This window comes from Serratia sp. JSRIV004 (assembly GCF_019968705.1).
Taxonomy (GTDB): Bacteria; Pseudomonadota; Gammaproteobacteria; order Enterobacterales; family Enterobacteriaceae; genus Chania; species Chania fonticola_B.
This window is the reverse complement of sequence record NZ_CP074140.1, coordinates 3,968,167-3,980,517: the sequence shown is the minus strand read 5'-3', so window position 1 is coordinate 3,980,517 and position 12,351 is coordinate 3,968,167. Positions and strand designations below refer to the sequence as shown.

General features: G+C 54.9%; 13 protein-coding genes. All 13 read left to right on the top strand.

Annotated elements, in window-relative coordinates:
- Window positions 1-15 precede the first annotated feature (15 nt).
- The 13 genes from gspD to KGP21_RS19075 all read left to right on the top strand — a co-directional run bounded on the left by gspD (window position 16) and on the right by KGP21_RS19075 (window position 12,199).
- On the top strand, window positions 16-1,980 hold the full coding sequence (gene gspD, locus KGP21_RS19135) for a type II secretion system secretin GspD (protein WP_037375612.1): 1,965 nt from the start codon (window positions 16-18) through the stop codon (window positions 1,978-1,980).
- A complete protein-coding gene (gene gspE, locus KGP21_RS19130; RefSeq protein ID WP_059201258.1) occupies window positions 1,977-3,482 on the top strand; it encodes a type II secretion system ATPase GspE in 1,506 nt (501 codons plus the stop codon). The genes gspD and gspE overlap by 4 nt, the downstream gene beginning before the upstream one ends.
- 1 nt (window position 3,483) lies before the next feature.
- Window positions 3,484-4,707, top strand: coding sequence for a type II secretion system inner membrane protein GspF (gene gspF / locus KGP21_RS19125; RefSeq protein WP_223536026.1), 1,224 nt, complete (start codon window positions 3,484-3,486; stop codon window positions 4,705-4,707).
- A gap of 28 nt (window positions 4,708-4,735) precedes the next feature.
- Window positions 4,736-5,164, top strand: coding sequence for a type II secretion system major pseudopilin GspG (gene gspG, locus KGP21_RS19120; protein WP_021805938.1), 429 nt, complete (start codon window positions 4,736-4,738; stop codon window positions 5,162-5,164).
- On the top strand, window positions 5,164-5,715 hold the full coding sequence (gene gspH / locus KGP21_RS19115; protein WP_223536023.1) for a type II secretion system minor pseudopilin GspH: 552 nt from the start codon (window positions 5,164-5,166) through the stop codon (window positions 5,713-5,715). Before gspG ends, gspH begins: the two co-directional genes overlap by 1 nt.
- Window positions 5,712-6,077: a type II secretion system minor pseudopilin GspI gene (gspI, locus tag KGP21_RS19110; protein WP_223536020.1), complete on the top strand. Its 366-nt coding sequence runs from the start codon at window positions 5,712-5,714 to the stop codon at window positions 6,075-6,077. The genes gspH and gspI overlap by 4 nt, the downstream gene beginning before the upstream one ends.
- Complete coding sequence (gspJ, locus tag KGP21_RS19105; protein ID WP_209522560.1) at window positions 6,074-6,673, top strand: type II secretion system minor pseudopilin GspJ; 600 nt, start codon at window positions 6,074-6,076, stop codon at window positions 6,671-6,673. Before gspI ends, gspJ begins: the two co-directional genes overlap by 4 nt.
- Window positions 6,670-7,656: a type II secretion system minor pseudopilin GspK gene (gene gspK, locus KGP21_RS19100; protein ID WP_166732978.1), complete on the top strand. Its 987-nt coding sequence runs from the start codon at window positions 6,670-6,672 to the stop codon at window positions 7,654-7,656. Before gspJ ends, gspK begins: the two co-directional genes overlap by 4 nt.
- Window positions 7,656-8,855, top strand: a complete 1,200-nt coding sequence (gene gspL, locus KGP21_RS19095; protein WP_223536018.1) for a type II secretion system protein GspL — start codon at window positions 7,656-7,658, stop codon at window positions 8,853-8,855. Before gspK ends, gspL begins: the two co-directional genes overlap by 1 nt.
- Entirely contained in the window at window positions 8,848-9,336 is a 489-nt protein-coding gene (gene gspM / locus KGP21_RS19090) for a type II secretion system protein GspM (protein ID WP_059201253.1), read from the top strand. Before gspL ends, gspM begins: the two co-directional genes overlap by 8 nt.
- Window positions 9,326-10,069 (top strand): type II secretion system protein N, encoded by a 744-nt coding sequence (locus KGP21_RS19085; protein WP_115158171.1) that lies wholly within the window; start codon window positions 9,326-9,328, stop codon window positions 10,067-10,069. The genes gspM and KGP21_RS19085 overlap by 11 nt, the downstream gene beginning before the upstream one ends.
- Window positions 10,070-10,129: 60 nt before the next feature.
- Window positions 10,130-10,972 (top strand): A24 family peptidase, encoded by an 843-nt coding sequence (locus tag KGP21_RS19080; protein ID WP_037375496.1) that lies wholly within the window; start codon window positions 10,130-10,132, stop codon window positions 10,970-10,972.
- 132 nt (window positions 10,973-11,104) lie between these two features.
- Window positions 11,105-12,199: a succinylglutamate desuccinylase/aspartoacylase family protein gene (locus KGP21_RS19075; protein ID WP_051363707.1), complete on the top strand. Its 1,095-nt coding sequence runs from the start codon at window positions 11,105-11,107 to the stop codon at window positions 12,197-12,199.
- Window positions 12,200-12,351 lie beyond the last annotated feature (152 nt).

The window sequence follows — 12,351 nt, the reverse complement described above, 5'->3', positions numbered from 1 at the left end:
TTGAATACAAAAATAATCAGGAGCTTACGCATTGTGCTACTGGCAGTGATGCTGCTTGGTACTCGGCAGGGCTGGAGTGCCGAGTTTTCTGCCAGCTTCAAGGGCACGGATATTCAGGAGTTTATTAATACGGTCAGCAAGAACCTGAATAAAACGGTGATTATCGATCCTGCCGTGCGCGGCACTATCACCGTACGCAGTTATGACATGCTCAATGAGGAGCAGTATTACCAGTTCTTCCTCAGCGTGCTGGACGTTTATGGCTTTGCCGTGGTCGATATGCGTAACGGCGTGTTGAAAGTGGTGCGCTCCAAGGATGCGAAAACCGCTGCGGTGCCGGTAGCCAGCGATGCTCAGCCGGGCGAGGGTGATGAAGTGGTGACACGTGTCGTGCCGGTCAATAACGTGGCGGCACGCGATCTTGCCCCGTTACTCCGTCAATTGAACGATAACGCCGGGGCTGGCAGTGTTGTGCATTATGAGCCTTCCAACGTGTTGCTGATGACCGGGCGTGCAGCGGTCATCAAACGCTTGATGGCGATTGTTGAACGCGTTGACAAGGTCGGTGACCGTAGTGTGGTCACGGTACCGTTGGCTTACGCGTCAGCTGCTGAAGTCGTCAAACTGGTCACCGAATTAACCAAGGATGCCAGCAAATCAGCGATGCCAAGCCTGATGGTAGCCAATCTTGTTGCGGATGAACGAACCAACTCGGTCCTGGTGAGCGGAGAACCCAACTCCCGCCAGCGGATCATCGCCATGATCAAGCAGCTGGATCGTGAGCAGGCCGTGCAAGGCAATACCAAAGTGATTTACCTGAAGTATGCCAAAGCCACCGATCTGGTTGAGGTGTTGACTGGCGTCAGTACCAGTATTCAAAGTGAGCAACAGAATGCCAAGCCGGCGGAAGCACTGCGTAAAGACATCACCATCAAAGCCCATGAGCAAACCAATTCACTGATACTGACGGCGGCTCCGGATGTCATGCGAGATCTGGAGAAGGTGATAGCTCAGTTGGATATTCGCCGTGCACAGGTATTGGTAGAGGCGATTATCGCAGAGGTACAAGATGCCGATGGTTTGAACCTGGGGATCCAGTGGGCCAACAAGAATGCTGGAGTGACGCAGTTCACCAATACCGGTTTGCCTATCACTACGGCGATTGCCGGAGCCAATCAATACAATCAGGACGGGACGGTGAATAGTACCCTGGCCAGCGCTCTCAGCAGTTTTAACGGTATTGCTGCCGGTTTTTATCAGGGCAATTGGGCAATGCTGCTGACCGCGCTTTCCAGCAGTAGCAAGAATGACATTCTGGCGACACCGAGCATTGTCACGCTTGACAACATGGAGGCGACATTCAATGTCGGCCAGGAAGTTCCTGTCCTCTCCGGCTCGCAAACGACGTCGGGCGATAATATCTTCAACACGGTAGAGCGTAAAACCGTCGGCATTAAGCTGAAGGTCAAACCGCAGATCAACGAAGGGGACTCCGTGCTGCTGGAGATCGAGCAGGAGGTTTCCAGTGTGGCTGATGCGGCGTCCAGCAGCAGTGCTAATCTGGGGGCGACCTTTAATACCCGCACGGTCAATAACGCGGTGCTGGTAGGCAGCGGTGAAACCGTGGTGGTGGGTGGCTTGCTGGATAAAACCGTCCGCGACAGCAGCGACAAGGTTCCGGTGCTGGGGGATATCCCGGTGCTGGGCTATCTGTTCCGCTCCAACAGCAAACAGGTTTCCAAGCGCAACCTGATGCTGTTCATCCGCCCGTCGATCATCCGGGATCGTGACCAGTATCGCCAGGCCTCCTCAGAAAAGTATCAGGCTTTTAATCAGGAACAAGACCATCAGCGTGGCAAACAAGGGAGCGAAGCCACGCTGAATAACGAAGTATTGAAGTTGCCACCCGATCAAAACGGTGCCACTTTCCGCCAGGTTAATGCCGCGATCAGCGCATTCTATTCAACGGGGGGACGATGAACACCCTCCCCGAGGACCTGAGTGAATTACGCCCGCAGTTGCCATTTGCCTATGCGCGCGAGCAACGCATTTTGCTTTTGCGGGATCATGCTGGGTGCCGAGTGCTCCGTCTGGCGGAAACCACCGCCACAGCATTGCTTGAGGTGCGTAGGGTGGCCGGGTGTGGGCTGACTATCAGCACGGTGTCGGGTGAAGAGTTTGAGAAACAACTGGTGATCAGCTACCAGCGCGATTCGCAAGAGGCGCGACGCATGATGACCGATATCGGCAATGAAATGGATTTTTATACCCTGGCAGAAGAGCTACCCGACAGCGACGACTTGCTGGATGCCGATGATGATGCCCCTATTATCCGCCTGATCAATGCGATGCTGACGGAAGCCATCAAGGATAAAGCCTCGGATATCCATATCGAAACCTATGAACGCCATTTGCAGATCCGTTTCCGGGTCGATGGCGTGTTGCGTGAAATTCTGCGCCCTCAGCGGCGGTTGGCCTCTTTATTGATATCGCGCATCAAGGTCATGGCACGGCTGGATATTGCCGAGAAGCGGATACCGCAGGATGGGCGCATGGCATTGCGAATCGGTGGCCGAGCCATTGATGTGCGGGTTTCGACCTTACCGTCTAATTATGGTGAACGAATTGTTCTGCGTTTACTGGATAAAAACAGCGTCAGTCTGGATCTCGCCGCGCTTGGCATGTCTTCACATCATCGGCGGCAGATCGATGAACTGATCCAGCGGCCACACGGTATTATCCTCGTCACCGGACCTACAGGTTCGGGTAAGAGCACCACCCTCTATGCAGCATTGAGCCGCCTCAATGCCAGCGAACGCAATATCATGACGGTCGAAGACCCGATCGAGTATGAACTCGAGGGTATCGGCCAGACGCAGGTAAACCCCAAGGTAGATATGACATTTGCTCGCGGTCTGCGAGCCATTCTGCGTCAGGATCCTGATGTAGTGCTGGTTGGGGAAATCCGCGACAGCGAAACTGCTCAGATTGCGGTTCAGGCATCACTGACAGGGCACCTGGTACTCTCCACGCTGCACACCAACAGCGCGCTGGGGGCCTTATCACGGCTGCAGGATATGGGCATCGAGCCTTTTTTGCTTTCCACCTCATTACTGGCCGTGCTGGCGCAGCGACTGGTTCGCACACTCTGCCCCGATTGTCGTCAAACTTACGCCGCCGATCCGGCCTTGGCCGATCAAATGGGGATTTTACCCGGAACCCCATTATGGCAGGCGAAAGGATGCTCGCAGTGTAATTTTACCGGTTACCGTGGGCGTACGGGTATCCATGAGCTGCTGCTGATTGATGACCGAGTGCGTACGGCGATCCATCAGGGAGAGAGTGAATTCGCGATTGCTCGTCAATTACGTCATGAGTACAAGACATTGCGCCAGGGGGGATTGGAAAAAGTGTTGGCGGGTGAGACCAGTTGGGAAGAGGTGATCCGCGTGACCGAAAGCCAGTCTCAGGAAGAGGGATGACATGGCCCTATTTCATTATCAGGCGCTAGACGAGCGCGGCAAAAAACGGCGGGGAGTGCAGGAAGCGGATTCAGCCCGCCACGCCCGTCAACTTTTACGGGAACAGGGGTTGGTCCCTGTAAGCCTGGACGAAGGGCAGGATGAACGCCAGCAGGCCCAAAACGGGCGGCGTCTTTCATGGGGGCGGGGGATTAGCAGTGCCGATCTGGCGTTGTTGACTCGTCAGCTTGCGACCTTGGTCGCCGCCTCCTTACCCTTGGAGGAGGCGCTGGATGCCGTGGCAAAACAGAGTGAAAAACCCCGCCAGCGCAGCCTGGTGGCCGCAGTGCGCACCAAAGTACTGGAGGGGCATTCCTTGGCTGAAGCCATGAGCGCTTATCCCACCAGTTTTGAGCGGTTGTACTGCGCGATGGTGGCGGCGGGTGAAGCTTCTGGTCATCTGGATCTGGTTCTGAACCGGTTGGCGGATTACACCGAGCAGCGCCAGCAAATGCGAGCTCGTATCCTGCAGGCGATGATCTACCCCTGCGTGCTGACGGTGGTCGCCATCAGTGTGATCGCCATTTTACTTTCCGCCGTCGTGCCCAAGGTGGTGGAACAGTTCATTCACATGAAGCAGGCACTTCCGCTATCAACGCGTGTGCTGATGGGGCTGAGTGACGGAGTTCGAGCCTTTGGCCCTTGGGTGCTGCTGTTGCTGTTATTGGCGCCGATGCTGATGCGTCTGTGGCTGCGCCAAGAAGCGCGGCGCATTGCTTTCCATCGGCAGTTGCTGCGCCTCCCGGTGATCGGACGCATCGCACGAGGGCTCAATACTGCCCGTTACGCCAGAACGCTGAGTATTCTCAATGCCAGCGCGGTGCCATTGCTGCAAGCGATGCGCATCAGCGGAGAGGTATTAACCAATGAATATGCGCGCCGCCAGTTGTCATTGGCGACGGAATCAGTGCGCGAGGGGGTGAGCCTGCATCGTGCTCTGGAAATCACTGCGCTGTTTCCCCCGATGATGCGGCACATGATCGCCAGCGGTGAACGCAGTGGGGAACTGGACAGCATGTTGGAACGCGCGGCAGACAATCAGGATCGGGAGTTTACTGCCCAAATGCAGTTGGCATTGGGGCTTTTTGAGCCCTTGTTGGTGGTGAGTATGGCGGGCGTGGTGCTGTTTATCGTTTTGGCGATCCTGCAACCAATCCTGCAATTAAATACCTTGATGAGTATGTAAATTCAATCTGCAAATAACGGAGAGAAAAATGCGGCAACAGCGTCAGCGAGGTTTTACCCTGCTGGAAATTATGGTGGTGATTGTGATCCTGGGCATCCTGGCGAGTCTGGTAGTGCCTAACCTGATGGGAAATAAAGAGAAGGCGGACCATCAGAAGGTCGTCAGCGATATTGTCGCGCTGGAGAGCGCATTGGATATGTACAAGCTGGATAACAGTCGATATCCCACCACCGAACAAGGGTTGCAGGCACTGGTGACCAAGCCCTCGGCACAACCGGAACCGCGCAATTATCCCCAAGGTGGCTATATTCGCCGTTTGCCACAGGATCCATGGGGGGCAGACTATCAGTTGCTTAGCCCAGGCCAACACGGTCAGTTAGACGTTTTCTCTTATGGCCCCGATGGCATACCGGACACCGAGGATGATATCGGTAACTGGACGATTGGGAAGAAGTAGTGCGCCAACGCGGCTTTACGTTGTTGGAAATGATGCTGGTTGTGCTGCTGATCGGGAGTGCAGCCAGTTTGGTGATCATGTCATTTCCGGCCATGCAACAAAATAACCCGCAGCTACAGCTGAAACGTTTTCAGGCTCAGTTGGCGTTTGCCATGGATACCGCGGTGCAAAATGACCAGTTGCTGGGGATCCGGGTTCGACCTGACGGCTGGCAATTCCAAATGCTACAGCGTCAGGCCGCTGAAAAACGCGGGGCGGTATCTGGCTCGGATAGTTGGCAAGGTTACGTCTGGCAGAATTGGCAACCCCGTCAGGCGGCGTTAGGGAGCCAAATGCCTGATGATATTCGTCTTAAGCTGCATTTCCCCGATCGGCAGGAGTGGCCGCGTGCTGCGGAATCGGCACCGGAACCCGATATTCTGCTGTTACCTGGCGGGGAGATTACGCCGTTTGAGCTGGTGTTCAGTGAGGCCGGTAGCCAGCCATTGGTATGGCTGCGGGTCGACGACGTGGGCGCGATCGAATCGTCAGTAAACGGAGCAGCACAGTGAACGCCCAAAGAGGGATGACGTTGCTGGAAGTGCTGGTGGCACTGATCGTTTTCGCCTTGGCGGGGTTAGCCGTGCTGCAAACCACGGCACAGCAGGCTGGCAGTATTGGCCGTATGGAGGAAAAAATACTGGCAAGTTGGTTGGCGGATAATCAACAGGCCAGGTTACATCTTGATAAAACCTGGCCGGAAAAGCGCTGGGTCGGCACCACGGTGACCTATGCTGGCGAGGAATGGTCTGTACGCTGGCAGGGGGTTGATACCGAACTGGATCAATTACGGGCACTGGATGTTGAGGTACGGCGTCATAAAGAAGACGCTGCGCCAGTGGTTTCTTTACGCAGCTACGTGGTGCGGGAATGAATGGTCGTAGCCAGCGGGGCTTCACGTTGCTTGAGATGCTGTTGGCATTGGCAATTTTTGCTGCGTTGAGCATCAGCGCCTTCCAGGTGTTGCAGGGGGTGATGCGCAATGATGAGATTTCGCAGCGCAAGGCGCAGCGGTTGGCCGAACTTCAACGTGCCTTTATGCAGTTGGAAGGGGATTTCGGTCAGATCATCCCTCGCCATCACAGAGGGAATGAACGCGTATTTTCCGCGGCGCGCTATCAATTACAAAGTGAGGACTGGGGCGTCTCTTTCATGCGCAACGGTTGGCAAAACCCGATGGGAATGTTGCCCCGCGCCGAGTTACAACCGGTGGGATATCGTCTGCGCCATCAGCAGTTAGAGCGGCTGAGCTATGCCCATGCGGATCCGCTCGTTGGGGAAGCGCCGGTGGTCAAGGTTTTGCTCAATGAGGTCAGTGTCTTTCGTCTGCGCTTTTTTTCCGAGGGGACGTGGCGGGAGAGTTGGGACAACGCGTCGGTTTTGCCGCAGGGGATTGAAGTGACATTAGTGGTTGCTGGCGTGGGTGAATTGACCCGTCTGTTTTTGATCACGGCGGTGGGGCAAGAATGAGGGCGCGGCAAAAGGGCGTTGCCCTGCTGGTGGTGTTGCTGATCCTGGCGCTGATGGTGACGATTGCTGCGACCATTGCCGAGCGAAACGGGCGTACCTATCTGCGCACAGCGGCTCATTTGGATCGCCAGCAGGCAAAATGGTATGCCCGCTCGGCAGAAGCACTGGCGGTAAAAATTTTGCAACGAGACGCGCTGGACTCACCGAATAAAACGCATTTGGCGCAAAACTGGGCGCAAGAACAGCGCCGTTTCCCCGTTGAAGGCGGGGAGGTGTTTGGGCAGATTGTTGATGGCCAGGCCTGCTTTAATCTCAATGCCATTAACCAAGGGGCAGCCAGTGAGGGGATGCAGCCGACATTGCCTTATCCTAGCCAGGTTTTTAGACAGCTTTTAATCAACCTGGGGGAAGAGCCCCTGCGTGCGACGCAGATAGCCGCGGCACTGCGCGACTGGGTAGACAGTGATAGCGAACCAGTTAGTGACGGGGCTGAAGATGAGGTCTATATGGCCCAGGCGGTGGCTTACTTGCCAGCCAATCAACCCATGCAGGATGTCAGCGAGTTGCGCACCGTCTCAGGGGTTGATGCCAGCCTTTATCGGCGTCTTTTGCCTTACGTTTGCGCGCTGCCAACCCAGACGCTGTTGGTAAACGTTAATACCCTGAGTGAGTCTCAAGGGCCATTACTGGCGGCGCTATTTCTCAAGGAGCTTGATACAGCCATGGCGACTCGATTGTTACAACAGCGTCCACGTGAAGGGTGGAGCAGTACGACGGCATTTTTGGCACAGGTTGCCCTGAAGGACATCGACACCTCAACGGTCAGATCGCTGTTGACGATAAAGAGTGAGCTGTTTTTAGCCAGTTTCACCGTGCTGATGGGGGAGACTCACTATAGCCAGCGCAGCCTGTTGCGCAAAGCCGGTAACAGTTTCCAGGTAGTACAGCGGCAATATGGATTAAGCATGATGGTGGAGCCTTGATGCCTAACAGAAAGCCCCGTGAGCAAGCCAGGTTGATACTGCGCTTACCCAGCGATGAAACGCAGCCAGTGCTGTGGTATTTCGCTTCAGCAGACGGTCATCAGCAAGGTAGTTTGGCTATGGGGGAGAACGATGACCAATTGGTGAGCCTGCTTGCCAGATACCCTGCCTGGGTATTGGTGCCTGCGAGCGAGTTGGTTTTCCATCGTGTGACGCTGCCTCGTCGTGCCAGGCGTCAGAGTCTGCAAGTGCTGCCGTTTATGCTGGAGGAGCACCTGGCAACGGATGTTGAACGGCTGCATTTTGCCATTTTGCAGCAAAGTGGTGATGTGTGTGACGTTGCGGTAGTTGATAAAAGCCTGATGCATCAGTGGGTAGCCCGTTGTGAACGTCTGGGGGGGCAGGTACAGGCAATGTTGCCAGATGTGCTGGCGTTACCCTTGGCCGCCGACGGTTGGAGTGCGGTCAGTCTCAATGATCAATGGTTGTTTCGCCGGGAAAAGCATGCCGGCATGATTGTTGAATCCTCCTGGTTATCGGAGTTTTTGGCCGTGTGGGCACCGCCGGTCATTGAAAGCTACTCCGTACCACCGGCATCAACCGCTAGCCCTCCGGAATGGCGTGTTCAACCACCGCGGGATTTACTGCAGCTGGCGGCAGAAGGTGTGCACGATAGCGGAGCCGATCTGCGCCAGGGCGAATTCACCCGCTCTAGCCCCTGGCGCACACGATTACGCCCCTGGCGAACCGTGATGATGGCATTAACGGTGTATTTACTGCTGTTGTGTGTGAGCGCCGGGCTGTCTCATTACCGGCTTTGGCAACAGGCTGACCATTGGCGGCAGGAAAGTGTGCGGGTCTACCAACAGCTGTTCCCGGCTGATAAAAAGGTGATTAATCCGCGCGTGCAGATGCAGCAGCACTTGCAACAATTACAACCCGTCGAGCAAGCCGGTGTGGTCGCACAGATGCGCCAATTGCAACAGCTGATGGCGGAGAACTCGGCAATCCGGTTCCAGGCGCTGTCTTATGACGCTGACCGCAAAGAGCTGAAAGTCGATGTACAGGCGGCCTCTTTTCAGGCGTTGGAACAGTTTCAGGTTGCCGCCGGGCAGCGTTATCAGGTGCAACCTGGTGAAATCAAGCAGAATCCAACTGGGGTAGAGGGCCGACTGACTCTGGGGATAAAGGATGAATGAACTCAAGCGCCGCTGGCTACAGCTCAGCCTTCGGGAACGAGGGTTGGTATTAGGCTGTGGTGTATTGGTTATCGTCAGCTTGTGCTACTACGCACTGTGGTTGCCCTGGCAACAACAGGCTAGCCAATGGCAGCGTACTATCGCTCGTGAACAAAACACGGTGGAATGGATGTTGCAACAGGCTCCGCGCTTGCGCCAGCAAGGGGCACAACCCATACAGGAGGCTTCTCTAAGCTTGTCGGCCAGGGTGGCACAGAGCGCTACAGCTCAAAACATGAACATTACCCGCATGCAGCCTCAGGGAGAGCGGCTGGCGGTCACGCTGGAACCTGGCGATTTTAATGCCCTGATGCTTTGGCTCACACAGTTGGAAAAGCGCTATAGCGTTCGCATTGTGGCGCTTGAGGTGGCGATGCGTCCCGATAAACCCGGATGGGTGACGGTAAACAAACTGATGCTGGAGCGCAGCGATGGGCGCTAAAGCCAAAAAGGCCGTGCTTTTGTTGGCCTGTTATCTCCTATTGTTGGGAGGCCATGCGCCAGCACGGGTATTACAAGCTTTTATACCCGCAGATATGAAGGTCGGTGGCTTTTCGGGTTCCCTGTGGCAGGGCAGTTTGCACCAGTTAAGCTGGCGTAACATTATGCTGGCCAAGCTGAACTGGCAGTTCACTTTTTCCTCTTGGATGCCAGCCTTGGAGATTGAGCTACGAGATCCGCAAGGCTTGCAGGGAGCCGGTATCCTGCGTGGTTGGCAGGATCTTCAACTGCATGAGTGGCAACTCTCTGTTCCTGCAGATGTTGTGCGGCAGCAGTTGTCGTTGCCTCTGCCGATCACCGCCCAGGGAGAGCTGCGACTGCGGTTGCAACAAGGAGAGTTCAGTTCCGCGGGTTGCCGGAGTCTTGGCGGTGGTGTTGTCAACTGGCAGCACGCACAGCTTGCGACCCCGTTGGGGGCGTTGGAGCTGGCCAACGTGCAAGGACAATTGAGCTGTGATGGAAAAGGGGCTCTGGTGTTGGTGTTGAAACAAGACTCCTCTCATCTGAGCCTGACGGGGCGTGGCACCGTCGGATTTGACGGGCGCTATCAGTTCAACGGTCAGGTGCGCCGAGGGCCGGTGTTACCGGAGACGATGAGGCCACTGATAAATCAGTTAGGCAGGGCCAACGATCAGGGGCAGATACCCTGGCAGGTTCAGGGGCGGTTGCTTTAAACGGCGCTAGGCTGTCTTAAAAGGGTTGGGTAGGTACTTGGTTGACTGCAGGGAGGTTTTTTGAGTTTATTATTGGATTTTACCGTTGCATTTCCCCTCCTCTGGCTGTGTGTCGCGGGGATATTGGGGGCCATAGTGGGTAGCTTTCTCAACGTGGTGATTTATCGATTACCGGTGATGCTGGAAAAGCAATGGCAGCGTGAGGCGCTAGTGCAGCTGGCGCTGCCCTTACCTGAATCCACACCACGTTTTGATCTGCTATTACCGCATTCCTGTTGCCCGCATTGCCAGCATCCTATTGCAGCCAGGGACAATATCCCCTTGCTGAGTTTTCTGTTGTTAAAGGGTAAGGCTCGTTGCTGTGGTGAGCGGATCCCAAGGCGCTACCCGCTGGTTGAAGTGGCAACGGCTATGATGTTTGTGCTGACGGCGCTTATATTCCCGCTAGGTTTCCCTTTGCTGGGCGCCTGGATATTGCTCTCCTTTTTGCTGACGCTGGCAGTTATTGACCATCACAGACAACTGTTGCCAGATGTGCTGACGTTGCCACTGCTATGGATCGGACTTTTGTTCAATATTCAGGGGCATTTTGCCTCGTTGGAACAGGCGACGATTGGCGCAGTAGCGGGTTATGTCTGCCTATGGAGCGTGTTCTGGCTATTCAAGCTGGCAACCGGTAAAGAGGCTCTCGGCTATGGTGATTTTAAATTACTTGCGGCGTTAGGGGCCTGGTTAGGTTGGCAAGCGTTGCCACAGGTGATTTTGGTGGCGGCGGCCAGTGGGCTGCTGGTTACGCTGATACAGCGCGGGTTGGCGAAACAAGATCTTAATCAACCGTTAGCCTTTGGCCCCTGGCTCGCCGTGTCGGGCGCGGTCAATATGTTTATACCCTGGAGCTTTTAAGCGCCTATATCTTGATTGGAAGCGCTAGCAAGCGCATCCCGTCTTGTTCCTGAAGTACGACTTTTGTTAGTCGGTTGACCAATGATCAAGAAATCACACGCGTGTTACTTACTGATACTAAAGGGAATGGTTATGCATAAGATTACGATGTTGGCGGTGTTGCTTACGGGAATGCTTAATGCTCAGGCGGCAACGGTTTATACCGGAGATAAAATTGAGGGTAATCCGGTTATCAGCAAGTTGGATGTAGACGATCTGGAGGCAGGAAAGGTTTATCGCTTCATGTTCCAGGGAACCAGCAATGGGATCGGTCAACATTGGTATGTTCCTGTAATGGTGGCCAAAGGCGCACAGCCTGGTCCTAAGCTGGGTCTGCAAGCGGCGGTCCATGGTGATGAATTAAATGGTACCCGGGTGATACAGCAGGTGTTTGAAAAGCTGGATCCCGCAGAGTTGAAAGGCAGCGTGATCGGTGCCGTGGGCGCGAATCCTTCTGGCATGTTAGCCAATAACCGAAACTGGCAGTTGGCCAATGACGGGGGAGATATGGTCGATTTCAACCGGGTCTGGCCGGGTAAAGAAAAAGGTAACGCTGCCGAACAGCAGGCTTGGCTGCTATGGAATAATTTGTGGGCGGGTAATGCCACGCTGTTCGTTGATATGCACACGCAGAGCCGGGGGACCGAATATCCCTTGTTCATCTATGCGGATTATCGTAACCCGCAGGTGAAGCAAATGGCTGAACTGTTCCCGGCGGACCAGATAAAAGCCGATCCTGGTGAGAAAGGCTCCGTCGAAACCACTTTCGTTGAGAACAAGATCCCTGCCATTACACTCGAAATTGGCAAGCCCAAGCTCTATCAACCTGAACTTATCGCGCGCAGTTTGACAGGGGTGCGTAACCTGATGGTTCAACAAGGCATGACAGCCGGAACATTAGGGACAACGGCTAAAGAGCAAAAAACCTTTATCGGTAATGAAATGAGCTCGATCCGAGCTGAGGTTGGCGGATTTGCCGAGGTTCTGGTTAAGGTCGGCGATACGGTGGTCAAAGGGCAGAAGGTGGCGGTTCAGCGTAATGCATTTGGCGACATCATTCGGGAATATACTGCGACCCATGATGGCCGAGTGTTAGCTATCGGCAATGATCCGTTGCGCGAACCCCGGGCTTTGCTGGTTCGTATTCTGTTCAACAATCCTGAACCCCAGTGTGCTGATGGTTGCTAATTGACGTGAGGCATCTGTAAATGTCGGGATCACGGTTTCTCTGCTGCAACAAGCGGCCTGAAACCTAGCGGATCGATCCCGTTGGTGAGTTGATCATACATGGCATGAGCTTGCTTGCCCAGGCGAGTGCCAATCGGCTGGCAACGCCTGCC